This is a genomic window from Brachybacterium sp. sponge (assembly GCF_001613775.1).
In the GTDB taxonomy this organism is placed as follows: Bacteria; Actinomycetota; Actinomycetes; order Actinomycetales; family Dermabacteraceae; genus Brachybacterium; species Brachybacterium conglomeratum.
Window position 1 is genome coordinate 1,074,293 of sequence record NZ_LRMP01000001.1, and the last position, 15,714, is coordinate 1,090,006.

16 protein-coding genes are annotated in these 15,714 nt (G+C 73.4%); 10 read left to right on the plus strand and 6 right to left on the minus strand.

Annotated elements, in window-relative coordinates:
- Nucleotides 1-24: 24 nt before the first annotated feature.
- The gene (locus tag A4A78_RS04730; RefSeq protein WP_062947220.1) at nt 25-672 is read right to left on the minus strand and encodes a hypothetical protein; all 648 of its coding nucleotides are present in this window, start codon (nt 670-672) and stop codon (nt 25-27) included.
- Nucleotides 673-887: 215 nt separating this feature from the next.
- Between A4A78_RS04730 and A4A78_RS04735 the strand changes: the two genes are divergently transcribed.
- Both A4A78_RS04735 and A4A78_RS04740 read left to right on the plus strand, forming a co-directional pair.
- Nucleotides 888-1,385 carry a CidA/LrgA family protein gene (locus A4A78_RS04735; RefSeq protein WP_062947221.1) on the plus strand — a complete coding sequence of 166 codons (498 nt, stop codon included), beginning with the start codon at nt 888-890 and terminating at the stop codon, nt 1,383-1,385.
- Nucleotides 1,382-2,080 (plus strand): LrgB family protein, encoded by a 699-nt coding sequence (locus A4A78_RS04740; protein ID WP_062947222.1) that lies wholly within the window; start codon nt 1,382-1,384, stop codon nt 2,078-2,080. Before A4A78_RS04735 ends, A4A78_RS04740 begins: the two co-directional genes overlap by 4 nt.
- Nucleotides 2,081-2,090: 10 nt before the next feature.
- On the opposite strand, the gene A4A78_RS04745 is transcribed toward A4A78_RS04740, so the two are convergent.
- Nucleotides 2,091-2,891 carry a sugar nucleotide-binding protein gene (locus tag A4A78_RS04745; RefSeq protein WP_062947223.1) on the minus strand — a complete coding sequence of 267 codons (801 nt, stop codon included), beginning with the start codon at nt 2,889-2,891 and terminating at the stop codon, nt 2,091-2,093.
- Nucleotides 2,892-3,298: 407 nt separating this feature from the next.
- On the opposite strand from A4A78_RS04745, the gene A4A78_RS04750 reads away from it, so the two are divergent.
- From A4A78_RS04750 to A4A78_RS04775, 6 genes are all read left to right on the plus strand, one after another.
- Nucleotides 3,299-5,062 (plus strand): ABC transporter ATP-binding protein, encoded by a 1,764-nt coding sequence (locus A4A78_RS04750; RefSeq protein WP_062947224.1) that lies wholly within the window; start codon nt 3,299-3,301, stop codon nt 5,060-5,062.
- A complete protein-coding gene (locus tag A4A78_RS04755) occupies nt 5,059-7,179 on the plus strand; it encodes an ABC transporter ATP-binding protein (protein WP_062947225.1) in 2,121 nt (706 codons plus the stop codon). Before A4A78_RS04750 ends, A4A78_RS04755 begins: the two co-directional genes overlap by 4 nt.
- Nucleotides 7,180-7,342: 163 nt before the next feature.
- Nucleotides 7,343-8,506, plus strand: coding sequence for an FAD-dependent oxidoreductase (locus A4A78_RS04760; protein ID WP_062947226.1), 1,164 nt, complete (start codon nt 7,343-7,345; stop codon nt 8,504-8,506).
- A 187-nt stretch (nt 8,507-8,693) separates the two neighbouring features.
- On the plus strand, nt 8,694-9,845 hold the full coding sequence (locus A4A78_RS04765; RefSeq protein ID WP_062947227.1) for a hypothetical protein: 1,152 nt from the start codon (nt 8,694-8,696) through the stop codon (nt 9,843-9,845).
- Nucleotides 9,842-11,203, plus strand: coding sequence for a sensor histidine kinase (locus tag A4A78_RS04770; RefSeq protein WP_062947228.1), 1,362 nt, complete (start codon nt 9,842-9,844; stop codon nt 11,201-11,203). The genes A4A78_RS04765 and A4A78_RS04770 overlap by 4 nt, the downstream gene beginning before the upstream one ends.
- Nucleotides 11,200-11,928: a response regulator transcription factor gene (locus tag A4A78_RS04775; protein ID WP_082835185.1), complete on the plus strand. Its 729-nt coding sequence runs from the start codon at nt 11,200-11,202 to the stop codon at nt 11,926-11,928. The genes A4A78_RS04770 and A4A78_RS04775 overlap by 4 nt, the downstream gene beginning before the upstream one ends.
- A gap of 218 nt (nt 11,929-12,146) precedes the next feature.
- Here the strand turns inward: A4A78_RS04775 and A4A78_RS04780 are convergent, their stop codons facing one another.
- The 3 genes from A4A78_RS04780 to A4A78_RS04785 form a co-directional block, all read right to left on the minus strand.
- Complete coding sequence (locus tag A4A78_RS04780) at nt 12,147-12,716, minus strand: dihydrofolate reductase family protein (protein ID WP_062947229.1); 570 nt, start codon at nt 12,714-12,716, stop codon at nt 12,147-12,149.
- Nucleotides 12,717-12,923: 207 nt separating this feature from the next.
- Entirely contained in the window at nt 12,924-13,049 is a 126-nt protein-coding gene (locus A4A78_RS18245; protein ID WP_255360958.1) for a hypothetical protein, read from the minus strand.
- 9 nt (nt 13,050-13,058) lie between these two features.
- Nucleotides 13,059-13,361: a monooxygenase family protein gene (locus tag A4A78_RS04785; protein ID WP_156488553.1), complete on the minus strand. Its 303-nt coding sequence runs from the start codon at nt 13,359-13,361 to the stop codon at nt 13,059-13,061.
- A 6-nt stretch (nt 13,362-13,367) separates the two neighbouring features.
- Between A4A78_RS04785 and A4A78_RS17745 the strand changes: the two genes are divergently transcribed.
- Nucleotides 13,368-13,640, plus strand: coding sequence for a hypothetical protein (locus A4A78_RS17745; protein ID WP_062947230.1), 273 nt, complete (start codon nt 13,368-13,370; stop codon nt 13,638-13,640).
- 365 nt (nt 13,641-14,005) lie between these two features.
- Here A4A78_RS17745 and A4A78_RS04795 read toward each other — a convergent pair whose 3' ends face one another.
- Nucleotides 14,006-14,518, minus strand: a complete 513-nt coding sequence (locus tag A4A78_RS04795) for a DUF779 domain-containing protein (RefSeq protein ID WP_062947231.1) — start codon at nt 14,516-14,518, stop codon at nt 14,006-14,008.
- Between the two features lie 168 nt (nt 14,519-14,686).
- Between A4A78_RS04795 and A4A78_RS04800 the strand changes: the two genes are divergently transcribed.
- Nucleotides 14,687-15,691 carry an aldo/keto reductase family protein gene (locus tag A4A78_RS04800; protein ID WP_062947232.1) on the plus strand — a complete coding sequence of 335 codons (1,005 nt, stop codon included), beginning with the start codon at nt 14,687-14,689 and terminating at the stop codon, nt 15,689-15,691.
- Nucleotides 15,692-15,714: the final 23 nt, after the last annotated feature.

Genomic DNA, 15,714 nt, shown 5'->3' on the forward strand with positions numbered 1-15,714 from the left:
GCGAGGGGCCGGCCCGGCCGGGAGTCAGCTGACGACCGTGGCGAGGCCCTGGCGGGCGTGGCGCAGCCGGTCGGGGGAGTAGGTGGTGATGCCGATCTCCTGGGCGCGGCCCGGATCGGAGACGCGCGGGTTCCCGTTCTCGTCCTCGCCCTGGGCGACGACGAAGTGGCCGTAGTCGGCCTCCTCCTCGCCGAGCAGCCGGCCGTGGTGGACGTGCAGTATCACGACCTTTCCGCGCGCGGCGGCCTCCAGCCCCTCCTCGAACCGGGCGCGGGTGGCGCGGGCGCCCGCGTCCCGCAGGCCGTTCTCGAGGTCGCCGAGATAGGCACCCGTGTAGTCGACGGTCTTCTCCTCGGGCTCGCCCCACGGGGACAGGCCGCAGCGGGCCCGCATCTCGATGACCGCCTTGCGGTTGCCGCCCACCGTCGTGCCCTTCTCGCCCGAGACGTAGTGCGGGACCTTCCGGCCCGCGGCGACCATGGCGATGACCGTCGAGGTGGGGCCGCAGTTCTCCGTGTCCCACGGACCGGTGCCGATCTGGTCGACGACCACGAGGTCGCCGGTGGCATGGGCCTGCGTGGACGCGAGCAGTCCGGCCGCGGTGAGGCCGAGGGCGCCGAAGCCGCGGAGCGCGGTGCGTCGGCTGAGGGTGCTGTCGAGCGGGCTGGGCAACCCGGTCACCTCCGAGGGGTCGAGGGGAGCGACCGGGCGAGCCTCAGCGGGCGGTCTCGATCGCGCACCGTCCCCGCGAGACGCGACCGATGCGCCGAAATGAGCCCTCCACGCTGTGACAGCCCGCCCCCGCGCGGCAAGACGTGCGTGATCCACCGCTCGTGCGGCACGAACCACATCGGGGCAGGCGCCCCGGTGCGGGCTACCCTTGCCGGATGTCACGCGCCGCCCTCCTGCCTCCCGTGCTGCTCGGCCTCGTGGTCCTGCTGCTCGCGCAGATGGCGGGCCTGGCCGCGACGGCGCTGCTCGACCTGCCCGTGCCCGGGGTGGTGCTCGGGATCGTGCTGCTGGCGCTGCTGGGGATCCTCCGGCCCACCCGCGGTGTGCTCCGCGCCGCGGAGCCCGCGGCGACCCCGCTGCTGGCGCACCTGCAGCTGCTGTTCGTCCCGCCCGGTGTGGGGATCCTGCTCGAGCTGGACACCCTCGCCGCGAACGCGCTCCCGCTCGCGCTCGCCGTGGGCGGTTCCTTCGTGCTCGCGCTGGTGATCTCCGGGCTGATGCTCCAGGCGCTGCTGCGCCGCCAGGACCGCCGACGGGGTGAGGCGGGCGGTCCCGACGCCCCGCCTCCGGCCGACGGGACGGACGGCCCCGGCAGGTCGCCGGGGCACGGCGGGGCCGGACCGTCGGCGGCCGCAGGAGGTGCCCGCGCATGAGCGCGCTGTACGAGCTGCCGGTCTTCGGCCTCACCCTGACCCTCGTCGTATACCTGCTGTCCTACGGGCTGTACCACCGGCTGGGCCGTCCCGGCCTGCTCTCCCCGGTGCTGGTCAGCGTGGTGGTGATCGCGACCGTGCTGCAGCTGACCGGGATGCCCTACGCCCTCTACCTCGAGCAGGTCGCGCTGCTGACGCTCCTGCTGGGCCCCGCGACCGTCGCCCTCGCCCTGCCGCTGCTGCGCAACGGCCGCGCGCTGCTCGCCTCGGCGCCGGCCGTGCTCGCAACCCTGGTGGTCGCGGGGATCGTGAGCATCTCGGTGACCGTCGCCGCGATGGTCGCGCTCGGGGCCGACGAGTCGACGCTGCGCGCCGCGCTGCCGCGCTCGGTCACCTCGCCCGTCGGCCTCACGATCGCGGAGAGTCTCGGGGCGTCGGTGCCGCTCGCGGTGGTGCTGACCCTGGTCTCCGGCACGCTCGGCGCGGTGGTGGGGCCGGCGCTGCTGAGCCTGGTGCGTGTCCGCGACGAGCGGGCGCGCGGCTTCGCGATCGGCCTGACCTCTCACGGGATCGGCACCTCGCGGGTGCTGGGGGAGTCGACGGTCTCCGGCGGCTGGTCGAGTGCCGCGATGGTGCTGAACGCGCTCGCGATGACGGTGACGCTGCCGGTGGTCGCGCACCTGGTGACCGGCTGAGCGCCCGCGTTCAGAGCATCGCGTCGTATCCCGCCCGGAAGTCCGGGAACTCGAGCTCGCCCAGCAGCTCGTGCAGCGCGGTCGCCTCCAGCACGGTGCCTGCCCCGGGATCCGCTGACGTGCGCGGCGGCGCGGGCACGCCGAGACGCTGCGCGAGATGCGTGACGACCTCGCCGAGCAGGGCGGGTGCGCCGTCCGTCGCATGGAGCAGCGCCGGCGGTGCGGGCGAGGACAGCAGTGCGAGGATCGCGCGGGCGAGATCGGCCTCGTGGATCCGGTTCGTCCGACGACCGTGCTCGACCGGGCGCCCCTCGAGGACGGTCCGGATTAGACGGTTCCGGCCGGGTCCGTAGATCCCCGCCGGGCGCAGGATCACCGCTCCGAACAGCTCGCGCGCCGTCTCCTCGCCCTCGATCAGCACGCGGGCGCGGTCGGAGCGCGGTCGCGCGGGGTCCGCCTCGGTGAGCGGACGCGAGGCGTCGTATCCCTCGAGGACCCGGGTGGAGGAGACGAACACCGTGCGCCGTGGGACCTCGGGCAGCGCGGCCGCGAGATGCGCGAGAGGCTCGCGATAGCTCGGGGCGGCCGACGGGGTGAGGGTGATGACCATGGCATCGACCCGCGGCAGCGGGGTGGGGAGGGCGGCGGAGAGATCGGCGGCGACGGGCACGAACCCCGGCGGCAGGGAGCTCGGGTCGCGGCGCAGCCCGAGGACCTCGTGACGACCTCTCTCGTCCTGATCAGCGAGCAGCAGGTCGCCCACCCGCAGGCCCAGGCGCCCGCAGCCCACCAGCAGGGTCCTCGTCGTCATAGCCGTCCTTCCGCGCGGGGAGCCTCCAGTATGGCGCGATCCGGCCCGCTCGGTGCGGCCGGATCTGACCGGTCGAGCCCGATGTCGCCGGTACGCCCAGGTGCCTCGGATCTCAGCCGCGATGGCCGAAAGTCGGGTGCGCCGAGCGGGATGCTCGGGGGAGGATTGCTCCTCGGACCGGCCCTGTCCGCCTGGGCCCACGCCGCGACCAGCGGTCCCGCTCCGGCAGCGCCCGTCACCTCGGGCTCCGGCAGGTCCGGCGCACGCCCCGCCGACCACGCGGCCGACGACCCCGTCGGCCCCTTCGAGGACAGGATCTGTCCTCAGCCCGTCCTACGCTCCGACGAGACCCCGGCCGCTCACCCCCGTCGGCCGGGCCGCACCACCCTGCTCCGGGAGATCCCCTCATGCTCTGGACCCTGATCCGGCGCCATCTGCGGCCCTATCTGCCGCACGTGGCCGCCGTGGCCGTCCTCCAGCTCGCGACCGTGCTCGCGACCCTCTACCTGCCCAGCCTCAACGCCGACATCATCGACAACGGCGTCGCCACCGGCGACACCGACTACATCTGGCGCGTCGGCGGGATCATGCTGATCGTCGCGATGGCGCAGGTCGTCACGGCGATCGCGTCGGTCTGGTTCGGCGCCCGCGTCGCGATGGGCATGGGCCGCGACATCCGCCGCTCCGTCTACACCCGCGTGGACCGCTTCTCGACCGAGGAGATGGGCCGCTACGGCGCCCCGACCCTCATCACGCGCGCGACCAACGACGTCCAGCAGGTGCAGATGCTCGTGCTGATGACCCTGAACTTCATGGTCATGGTGCCGATCATGTCCATCGGCGGGATCGTCATGGCGATCCAGGAGGACCCGGGGCTGTCCTGGCTGGTGTGGGTGTCCGTGCCGGTGCTGATGGTGATCGTCGGCCTGCTGGTCACCCGGCTGATGCCGCTGTTCCAGCGGATGCAGGACAACATCGACTCCATCAACGGCGTGATGCGCGAGCAGATCATGGGGATCCGCGTGGTGCGCGCCTTCGTGCGCGAGAAGCACGAGACCGGCCGCTTCCGCGACGCGAACGCGACCCTCACCGATACCTCGGTGCGGATCGGCCGCCTGTTCGTGATCATGGGCCCGGCGATCACGATCGTGCTCCACCTCGCCACCGCCGCCGTGCTCTGGTTCGGCGGTCACCGCGTGGACGCAGGGCTGGTCGAGGTCGGCGCGCTCACCGCCTTCATGCAGTACCTGCTGCAGATCCTGATGGCGGTCATGATGGGCACCTTCATGTTCATGATGTTCCCCCGCGCGATCATCTCCGCCCGTCGCATCGGCGAGGTCCTCGAGACCACGCCCACCCTCCACGAGCCCGCCGCCCCGACCCCGCTGCCGGCGGCCGACGGGGGAGCGACTGTCGAGTTCCGCGACGTCACCTTCTCCTACCCGGGCGCCGAGTCCCCGGTGCTGGACGGCGTCTCCTTCACCGCCGAGGCCGGCCGCACCACCGCCATCATCGGCTCGACCGGCTCCGGCAAGACCACGCTGGTCAGCCTCATCCCGCGCCTGCACGACGCGACCAGCGGCCAGGTGCTGCTGGACGGGGTGCCGGTCACCGACCTCGCCCGCGCCGACATCTCCCGGTCCGTCGGCCTCGTGCCGCAGAAGCCGTACCTGTTCTCCGGCACCATCGCGCACAACCTCCGCTTCGGCGACCCCTCGGCCGACGAGAAGCAGCTCTGGGACGCGCTCGAGGTCGCCCAGGGCGCCGGCTTCGTGCGCGAGCGCAGCACCGGCGAGGGCGAGGACGTCGCCACCGGGCTGGACTCCACCGTCTCCCAGGGCGGCACCAACGTCTCCGGCGGCCAGCGGCAGCGCCTGTGCATCGCCCGCACCCTCGTCGCCGCGCCGCGCGTGTTCGTCTTCGACGATTCGTTCTCGGCGCTCGACGTCACCACGGATGCGAGGGTGCGCGAGGGCCTCGCCCAGCACACCCGCGGCGCGACCACGATCATCGTCGCCCAGCGCATCTCCACCATCACCTCCGCCGACCAGATCCTCGTGCTCGAGGAGGGCCGGATCGTCGGCCGCGGCACCCACGAGGAGCTGCTGGAGAGCTCCGAGACCTACCGGGAGATCGTCGACTCCCAGATCACCGCGGAGGAGATGGCATGAGCACGAAGAAGAAGACCTCCGCGAAGAAGTCCTCCGAGGCCAAGGGCGTCGGGACCGCCGAGCTCACCGAGGCCGAGATCCTGGAGATGCAGGACTCGATGAGCAGCGAATGGGGAGAGGGCGCGCCCCGCAAGGCGAAGGCGTTCTGGCCCTCCGCGCTGCGCCTGGCAGGCACCTTCCGCGAGCACAAGCTGGGGCTCGCCGTGGTGCTCGCCTTCGGCATCGTCTCGACGGTGCTCACCGTGTGGGCGCCCTCGATCCTCGGCGACGCGATGGACGTCATCTTCGACGGATTCCTCGGCGACGGCGTGGCCTTCGACGCCCTCGGCCGGCTGCTGCTGATCGTGCTGGGGATGTACGTGATCGCGGCGCTGTTCGACTGGCTGCAGGGCCGGCTGCTGAACGACGTGGTGATGGACATCGTCTACGACCTGCGCGAGCGGATCGAGGCAAAGGTCAACCGCCTGCCGCTGAGCTACTTCGACACCCGCCAGCGCGGCGACCTGCTCTCCCGCACCACCAACGACGTCGACAACGTCCAGACCGCCCTGCAGCAGGCCTTCGCCTCGCTCGTCTACGCGGTCCTCACCATCGTGGGAATCACCGTGATGATGTTCTGGCTGTCCTGGCAGCTCGCGCTCATCGCCCTGATCGCCCTGCCGATCTCCGGCGTGGTCATCGGCATCATCGGCGCGAAGTCGCAGAAGCTCTTCACCGCCCAGTGGCGGGGCACCGGGCGCCTGAACGGCCACGTCGAGGAGTCCTTCACCGGTCACGACCTGGTCACCGTCTTCGACCGCCAGGACTCGATGCGCGAGCAGTTCGATACGCGCAACGAGGAGCTGTGGGAGGCGTCGTTCAAGGCGCAGTTCTACTCCGGCATGATCATGCCGATCATGCAGTGGGTGACCTACCTCGGCTATGTCGGCATCGCCGTGGTCGGCGGTCTGCGGATCGCGGCCGGGCAGATGAGCCTCGGTCAGGTCACCGCGTTCATCCAGTACTCCCGCGAGTTCAACGCGCCGCTGGGCGAGGTGGCGGGGATGGCGAACATGCTCATCTCCGGCGTCGCCTCCGCCGAGCGGATCTTCGAGCTGCTGGATGCCGAGGAGCAGGAGCCCGACGGGCAGATCACCGCGCGCGGGCTTGTGGCCGGCGCGACGACGGCCGACGAGTCCGACGCCGCCGACCCGGCGTCCACCATCGGCGCGGCGTCCACGGTCGACGCAGCGACCTCGGCGGGCGCTGCAACCGTCGCGCACCGCATCGTCCCGCGCCAGGAGCTCACCGGCCCCACCCGCGGCCGGATCGAGTTCGACCACGTCGCCTTCTCCTACACCCCGGAGAAGCCGCTGATCAGCGACCTGTCGCTGACGGCGGAGCCCGGTCAGACGATCGCGATCGTCGGCCCCACCGGCGCGGGCAAGACCACCCTGGTCAACCTCATCATGCGGTTCTACGAGATCGACGCCGGCGAGATCCGGCTCGACGGCGTGGACATCCGCGCCCTGGACCGCGGCGCGGTGCGCTCCCGCGTGGGAATGGTGCTCCAGGACGCGGTGCTCTTCGGCGGCACGATCCGGGAGAACATCCGTTACGGCCGGCTGGATGCGACCGACGAGGAGGTGGTCGCCGCCGCGACCGCCACCTTCGTGGACCGCTTCGTGCACACGCTCCCCGACGGCTACGACACCGTCATCGAGGACGAGGGCGCGAACGTCTCCGCCGGCGAGCGTCAGCTGATCACGATCGCCCGCGCCTTCCTCGCGGACCCCGCGCTGCTGATCCTCGACGAGGCCACCAGCTCCGTGGACACCCGCACCGAGGTGCTCGTGCAGGAGGCGATGGCGGCGCTGCGCACCGACCGCACCAGCTTCGTCATCGCGCACCGGCTCTCCACGATCCGCGACGCGGACGTGATCCTGGTGATGGAGCACGGCGACATCGTCGAGCAGGGCTCGCACGACGAGCTGCTCGCCGCAGGCGGCGCCTACCACCGGCTGTACTGGTCGCAGTTCGCCGACGGTGTCGACCCCGACGAGGACGAGGCGGTGCTCGAGGGGGCCACCACCGGCCCCGTCCCTGCCGTCGCGACGGGCGAGCCCGAGGCCGAGTAGCCCTCCCGGCCCGCCCAGGTCGCCGAGGGCATCCGAGACGTGGGTTCTGTGCGGAATGAGCCCGAATACCGTGCAGAACCCACGTCTCGCAGAACGAGGGAGGCCGGCGGTCCTCAGGGAAACCCCCTGGGCAGCTCCGTCGGGCACAGGTAGCGTCGAGGGCATGGACGTCACCGTCATCGGAGGCGGCATCGCCGGCCTCGCCCTCGCCCACCAGCTCGCCCCCGACCACGACGTCACCGTGCTCGAGGCCTCCCCGGGCCCCCGCGGCGGCGGCTACATGATCGACTTCTTCGGCCCCGGCTTCGTCGCCGCCGAGCGGATGGGCATCATCGACGAGCTCCGCGCCCGCGGCCACGTCTACGAGGGCGTGCGCTACGGGACGCCCGACGGGGCTGAGTCCGGCCGGATCGACGTCGGACCCCTCGCCGCGGCCCTGGGCGGCCGCTACTTCTCCATCCTGCGACCGGAGGTCGAGCTCGGGCTGCTCGCCGTACTTCCGCGATCGGTCGACCTGCGCTACGGCGCCCGCGCCGTCGCGGTCCGCGACATCGGGCTGCAGGGCGGGGGCTTCCCGCGCGGCGCCCTGGTCGAGCTCGCCGACGGGACCACGCTCGCCTCCGACCTCGTCGTGGCCTGCGACGGCGTGCGCTCCCCGGTGCGGGAGAGGGTCGCGCCCGGGCACGGGGAGATCGTGCCGATGGGCTATCGCGTGGCGAGCTACCTCTATCCGGATCCGGAGCTCGCAGGCGAGCTGGGGGAGCGGATGCTCATGACCGACACCGTCGGCCGGGTGGGCTGGGCGTACGCGGCCGGCGACGGCCGGGTCGGGGCGATGTTCGCCGAGCGCACCGATGCGGCGAGCACCGAGCGGCCCGTCCCCGATCGGGAGCAGCTCCAGCGCGACTTCGCCGGCCTCCACCCGCAGGTCGACCGGGCCCTCGAGAACGCCCCGGAGTCCTTCTACGACGACCTCGCCGCCCAGGCGATCGCGCCCCGCTGGAGCCGCGGGCGCGTGGCCCTCGCCGGGGACGCCGCCCACGCCCCCTCGCTCCTGGCCGGGCAGGGCACCTCGCTCGCGATCGCGGGGGCCGAGGCGCTGGCCCGGAGCCTCCGCGCGGCCGGACCGCACGTCGAGGTGGGGCTGGTCGAGTACGAACGGCGCTGGCGGCCGACGGCCGAGCAGGTGCAGCTCGCTGGCCGCCGCAGCGCCTCCTTCTTCGCCCCCGCGAGCCATCTCCAGCTGCGCCTCCAGCAGGTCGCCCGCCGGGCAGTCATGCTGCCGGGTGCCGGCCTGTTCGCCGCCCGGCGCGTCCTCGGCCACTGATCCGCGCCCCCGGCGCCCGACGGCGAGAGGAGGACCCGTCGCGCCGTGCGCGTTGTCGAGGCGCGGCCTGCGGATCCGGATCGGTCGGGCGTGACCGGTCAGCGGGCCGACGGATCCCACCCGTCGACGGGGCCGGTTCCCCCGCGCGGGGGAGGTGCTGAGCGCGGCGCCCGAGAAGGCTCGGGGCATGACCACGAACACGCCCTCACAGCCCCCGACCGACACCGCCCGACCTGCCTCCGCGCCCCGCGCGCTGCTGCTCGCGACCCTCCTGGCCAGCGCGCTCATCGCCCTGCTCGGGGCGGCGTGGGCACTCGCCCCGGACGCCGAGCTGCTCGGCGGGCCACCCGACCGCACGCCCCTCCAGCTGCTCCTCGGCCCGACGGGCGCCGCCGCGGCCCTCGCCGCCGTCTCCCTGCTCGGCGCCTGTGCGGCGCTGACCGCCCACTCCCGGAGGCTGCCGCGCCCCGCGCTGCTGACCGTCGCGGCCTCGCAGGTGCTGGTCGCCGGGGTGGGGATGGGCAGCATGTCGACCCTGTCCACGGCCGGTTACCTGCTCGCGCTCGCGATGCCCGCCGTCGTCGGGCTGCTGGTCGTGCAGGTGATCCGCCGATACCCACGCCTGCGCGTGCCCGTCGTCGGGATCGTCGTGATCGCGCTCGCGGCCGGCGCACTGCTCCTCGGTGAGGCGCTGCTGGATCTCGCCGGCTATCTCCTTCCCGCCTTCGTCGCCGAGATCCCGATGATCGCGACGACCCTGCTGCTCGTCGCCGGCGGAGCCCTGTGGGCCGGGCTCGCCGCGCTCGTCCTGCGCGGCGACGGCAGCGCGTCGCGCCTCGCCTCCTGGGTGGCCCGTCACCGGGTGCCCCTGACGCTCCTAGCCGCGGCCTGTGCGCTGCCCTACGCGCTGATCCGGCTGTCCTGGCTGACGCCCTGGCCGCTGCTGGCGCCCGAAGGGCTCGAGCTCAGCACCCGGCTGTGGGGCCTCGCCCTCTCCTCCGGCAGCTGGCTCGCCGTGGTGCTCACCCTCGGGCTGATCCTGCCGTGGGGCAAGAGGTTCCCTCGCTGGATGCCGGTCGTCGCGGGCCGGGAGGTGCCGATCGCCGCGGCCGCGGTGCCCGGCGGCGCGGTCGCCGCGCTGTTCACCTTCGCCGCCGTGCCGATGCTGGTCGGAGCGGAGGCGATGACCGTCGCCGACCGTCTGCTGTTCGCCGTGACCTTCCCGTGCTGGCTGTGGGGCCCCGCGCTCGCCCTGGCCGTCTGGGGTTACATCGGCCACCGTCGTGACCAGGGGCGTCGCGGATCCGAGCCGGAAGTCGCTGGTGCCCGCCGCGCATGATCGACGACGATGAGCGGATGGAGATCCTCCGACGGCAGGGCCGCCGCCTCGCGTGGCTGATGGCGGGAGCCGCCATCGGCCTGGCGGTGGTCCTGCTGGTCGTCGTCGTGGCGGTCATCGCCGTCGGCCTCGGCGCGGAGCCGGGGTCCGAGGCCGGCTCCGGCACGGTCGGCGCCCTCCGGGGAGCCGGTCCCGTGGGCGTGATCGCGGGAGCGAGCGTGCTGCTCGCGGCGCTGCTGGGCCTCGTGCCCGGGGTGCGGGAGCTCGAGGTGACCGGGGCCCGCGGCATGCTCGGCGCCGACGGGGAGCTGCTCGTGCCGCGCAGGCCCCGCGCGGGCCATCACGCCCGCACCGCCCTGTGGGTCGTGCTCCATCTGGGCTCCGGGCTGCTCTGCGCGACGCTGCTGGCGACCCTCGTGCCCTCCGCCGGGCTGTTCCTCGTCGAGCTCGCGGCCGGCCGGTCGCTCGGCTCCGGGCTGCCGATGCCTGAGGGGGCGGTCGGACGGCTCGGCGCGGCCGCGCTCGCGCTGCTGATCGGGGCGGCCTCGGCGCTCGCGTGGTGGCCGCTGGGCGCCGCGCTCTCGCGTCTCGCACCCCACCTGCTGGGGCCGACGGCGACCGACCGGCTCGAGGCGGCCGAGCAGCGCGTCGCCCGCGAGGCCGAGCGCACCCGGATCGCACGCGAGCTGCACGACGGGATCGGGCATGCCCTCACGGTGGTCAGCGTGCAGGCCGCGGCCGCACGCACCGTGCAGCACAGGGATCCCGAGGCGACCGCGGCCGCGCTCGCGGCGATCGAGGAGACCGTCCGCGACGCGACCGGGGAGCTCGACGCCGTCCTGGCCCTGCTGCGCGAGGAGGAGGGAGGCCGACGGACGCCGCGGCACCCCGCCGCGCCGGACGGCCGCGCCACGGACGCGCCCGCTGCTCCCGGTGACGAACCCGCTGCCGAGGACGAGCTCGAGCTGCTCCTGGCCGGGCACCGCCGAGCCGGGATGGACCTGCGCCGACGCGGCGAGCTCCCCGCCGATCTCGCTCCTCTCCAGCACCGCCATCTGGCGCGCGGCCTGGGCGAGCTGCTCACCAACGCCCAGCGCCATGCGGCGCCCGGCCCCGTCACCCTCGCCCTCGGCGCCGACGACGGACGCGTGCACCTCGAGGTGACCAGCCCTCTCGACGATGCGTTCGCGGAACCCGCCGACGACCCCGCGCGGCCCGCCGCCGGCCCGGGCGGACACGGCCTCGTCGGCCTGCGCGAGCGCGCCGCGCTCCTGGGCGGCACCCTCGAAGCAGGACCTCGCGGCGAGCACTGGATCGCGCGCCTGGACCTGCCGCTGCTGCGTGAGGAGGAGCGATGACCGAACCTGTCGACCCCTCGATCGAGCCTGTCGGCCCCTCGATCGATCCTGTCGGCCTTGTTCGCCCCGGCGACGACCCGGACCCCATCCGCGTCGTCGTCGTCGACGACGAGCCCCTGGTCCGGCAGGGCCTGTCGCTGATCCTCGGCGCCGAGGACGACGTCGAGATCGTGGGCGAGGCGGCCGACGGCGCCGAGGCGCTGCGCGTCGTCCGCGCTGCGCGGCCGCAGGTGGTGTGCATGGACGTGCGCATGCCCGGGATCGACGGGATCCGCGCGACCGAGCTCATGCTGCACCTCCCGGATTCGCCGAAGGTGCTGGTCGTGACCACGTTCGAGCATGACGAGCATGTGCACGACGCGCTGCTCGCCGGGGCGTCCGGCTTCCTGCTCAAGCGGGCGACCGGGCCGGAGATGGTCCGGGCGGTGCGCACCATCGCCCACGGCACGAGCCTGCTATTCCCCGATGCCGTGCGGGATCTGCTGCGTCCCAGCGCTCGTACCGCCCGGCACGACGGGCCGCCGCTGACGGACCGCGAGGCCGAGGTCCTCGCGCATCTCGCCCGCGGGGAGACCAATGCCGAGATCGCCGCGGAGCTCTTCCTCGGCGTCGAGACCGTCCGCACGCACGTCGGCAATCTGCTGGCGAAGCTAAGCGCCCGGGACCGCACCCAGGCGGTGGTGATCGCCTACCGCACCGGTCTGGTGGACCCGCGCGCGAGCTGACCCGCCCGGGCGCGGGGTCCGCTTCTGCGTGCGCGAGATCGGCCGGTGGGCCATGGCGACGTCCCACGCGAGACCGGATGGTCGGCTGCTGGCGTGTGGCGTTCCGGTACGCCTATATAGGCGTACCGGAACGCCACACGCCAGTACTCGTCCAGATCCCGCTCGACGGCGGGCTCTCACCGCGCTCTGTGGGTCCGAGCAGGACGCGCCGTCCCCGGTCAGCGCCGTCGCGCGAACTCCGTGAAGCTCACCCCGGTCTCGTAGGTGCGGGTGCGCACGTGCTCGAACTGCTCGGGCGCGTACTCGCCGGGGGCGAACAGCGGGATCCCGGCCCCGAACAGGAACGGCTGGCGCTTGAGCACGAGCCGGTCGATCTCCCCGCGCAGCTGGGTCGCGAGCCGGCCTCCGCCACACAGCCAGATGTCCCCGCCGTCCTGCTGCTTCAGCTCCTGCACCACCGCGACCGGGTCCTCGTCGGTCACGCGCAGGTTCTCGGCGGGCTCGAGCGGACGGTGCGTGAACACGATCTGCTGGAGGTGCCGGTAGGGGCTGGGCATGTCCGGCAGGCCGACGGCATGCGTGTTCGCGCCCATCAGCACGGTGTCGAAGCGGCCGCTCGACTGGTCGATGCCGAGGTGGGCGGCGATGTCGGTGGGGATCGTGTCGGCGAACTCCTCGTTGATCCCCTCCATGTGGTCGCCCTCGATCAGGAAGGCGTCGAACTGGTGGTCGGGGCCGGCGATATAGCCGTCCAGGCTCACGCCGACGTAGTAGACGAGCTCTCGCATGGGTCCCCCTCGGGTCGGTGCGCCGCGGCAGGGCCGCGGCTCGGACGGCCGACACTACGGCGCAGTGGCGACGGGCGCCCCTGCTTTTCCGGGAGTCGGCCCCGCGGCGAGGGCGATGCCGGGACCGGAGCGCTCGAGGTGCAGTGACTTGGAAGGTGCCGAGTTGCTGCGCGACGTGACGTCCCGGGAGGGCAGGGGCGCGGCGCCTCAGCGGGTGCCGAGCCGCTGGGCGGCGGTGCGTCCCCGGGAGGTCAGGGGAGCGGAGCCGACCGCGTTCGCGAGCCCGACCGTCGCCCCGTTGCCGTAGAAGGTCTCGATCCCGCCCGCGGGCACGGCGTAGGTCTAGTGCCAGATCCCGACCGCGCCGGGATTCTTCCGGGCCGCCTTGTTGAACGCCTTCCAGGCCGGCAGGTGCTCGGCACTCGACATCCTCGCGTAGGCGTAGAGGTGCTCGGTGCTGCGCCAGTACTGGACGACCCAGGGGCCCTTCGCGCCGATCAGGGTGTCCGCGCCGAGGAAGCCCAGGTCCTCGGCCTCGCCGCGCGCGGCCGCGGCGCGGTTGCGGTGCAGCTCGGCGAGCATGCGCGGCATCGCGGCGGCGACGGGGCCCCACAGGTCAGGTCGCCACGGAGCATGGATGGTCATGCCGATGTGGAAGACGACCAGGTCGTCGACCGCGGCATGGGTCTGGTTCGGAGGCCGGCAGTCGGTGGAGGCGGCCGGGCGGTCAGCGGGAGCGGCGGGGCGGTCTATGAGGTCACCGTCCCCGAGGACCCCGACGAGGCCGTGCGCCGCGTGGTCGTAGGCACCGTGATGCTCGAGCCGGTGCTGCTCACGCTGCGCCTGGTCGCCCAGCGCGAGCTCTCCGTGCGTCGCGCGGAGACCGTCGACGAGGGCCGGCTCCGGACAGACCCTCGGCGATGAGCACCGCCCCGCCCCGAGCGGCCGAGCGTGCGACCCGGCGGCTCAGTACGGCGTCGTGGGCGGCGCCCCGGGCGGGGGCTCCGGCGGCGGGGGCTGGTCGGGCTGGGGGAGCGGCTCCGGTGGAGGTTCCGGCGACGGCTCGGGCGGTTGCCCGGGGATCGGGGCCGGCGGGTCCGAGGGCGGCGCTCCCGGCGGCTCGGTGGGGGGATCGGTCGGCGGGGCCGTGGGCGGCTTGGCGGGTGGGGTCATCGGTGGTTCGCTGGGCGGCGGCAGGCTGCCGCCGGACGGCGCAGACGCGAGCGAGTCGTTCGGCGCGTGCTCGGCATCAGGGAGGCCGACCGAGCGGTCCTCGAGCGGGCGGCGGGTCATCGCGGACCGGTTCCCGGGACCTCGACCGGCACCCGGTCCTCGAGCATCCGCGAGCGGGTGAGGAACCGCTTCCCGTCGGGCGTCTCGAGGCTGAAGCCGCCGCCGCGCCCGTCGACCAGGTCGATCGTCAGGTGCGTGTGGCGCCAGTAGGCGAACTGCTCGCGGCTCATCCAGAAGTCGAGCGGGCTGGTGGTGCCGTCGGGCAGGGGCACCTCGACGTGGCCCATGCGCACATCGGCGTCGCCCGTGATGAAGTCGCCCTCCGGGTAGCACATGGGGGAGGAGCCGTCGCAGCAGCCGCCGGACTGGTGGAACATCAGCGGGCCGTTGCGGTCGATGAGCCGCTGGATCTGCGCGACCGCCGCACCGGTGAAGGCGACGCGGGAGAAGTCCTCGCCCTCGACCGTCGGCTCCATCTCCAGGACGTCGTCGGCCTCGGTCGGCTCCGGCAGCGGCGGCGCCGGCGGCTGCCCGGGCTGCGGAGCGGGAGTGGTGGAGGTGTCGGTCATCGGGCTCTCCTTCCAGCGCGGCCGACGGCGGGGCCGGCCGGGTGCGCGGCGGCGATCATCGGCCTCGGCGCCACGGGCCCCCCGGACGGAGGGCGCGACGGCCGACGTCGGCCGATGTGACGCGGACCACCAGGATAGACCCGTGCCGCCGGACATAGGGTGGAGCGCATGGAACACCGCCACCTCGGCCGCTCCGGCCTCAAGATCAGCGAGATCATCTACGGCAACTGGCTCACCCACGCCTCCCAGGTCGAGGACGACCGCGCCCGCGCCTGCGTCCGCGCCGCCCTCGACGCGGGCATCTCCACCTTCGACACCGCCGACACCTACGCCAACACCGCCGCGGAGGTCGTGCTCGGCGAGGCGCTGAAGGGCGAGCGTCGCGAGTCGCTTGAGATCTTCACCAAGGTGTACTTCCCGACGGGCCCGAAGGGCCACAACGACACCGGCCTCTCCCGCAAGCACATCCGCGAGTCGATCGACGGCTCGCTGCGCCGCCTGGGCACCGACTACGTCGACCTCTACCAGGCCCACCGCTACGACTACGCGACCCCGCTCGAGGAGACGATGCAGGCCTTCGCCGACGTCGTCCACTCCGGCAAGGCGCTCTACATCGGCGTCTCCGAATGGAACGCGGACCAGCTGCGCGCCGGCCACCAGCTCGCCCGCGAGCTCGGCATCCAGCTCGTCTCCAACCAGCCGCAGTACTCCATGCTGTGGCGGGTCATCGAGGAGCGCGTCGTGCCGACCTCGCGCGAGCTGGGGATCTCCCAGATCGTCTGGTCGCCGGTCGCGCAGGGCATCCTCACGGGCAAGTACAAGCCCGGGGCCGAGGCGCCCGAGGGCTCGCGCGCCCGCGACGAGAAGGGCGGCGCGGACATGATCAAGCGCTTCCTGAACGACGAGGTGCTCACCGCCGTCCAGGGCCTGCTGCCGATCGCGGAGGAGCTGGGGCTGACCCCGGCGCAGCTCGCGATCGCCTGGGTGCTCAGCAACGACAACGTCGCCGGCGCCATCATCGGCGCCTCCCGCCCCGAGCAGGTCACCGACAACGTCAAGGCCGCGGGCGTCACGCTGGAGGCCGACGTGAAGGCCCGGATCGACGAGATCCTCGGCGAGATCCCCGAGACCGACCCGGACCAGACCCGCTCGCCGGCGCAGCGCCTGACCTGACCTGCCCCGGCGCGGCGCCGCCG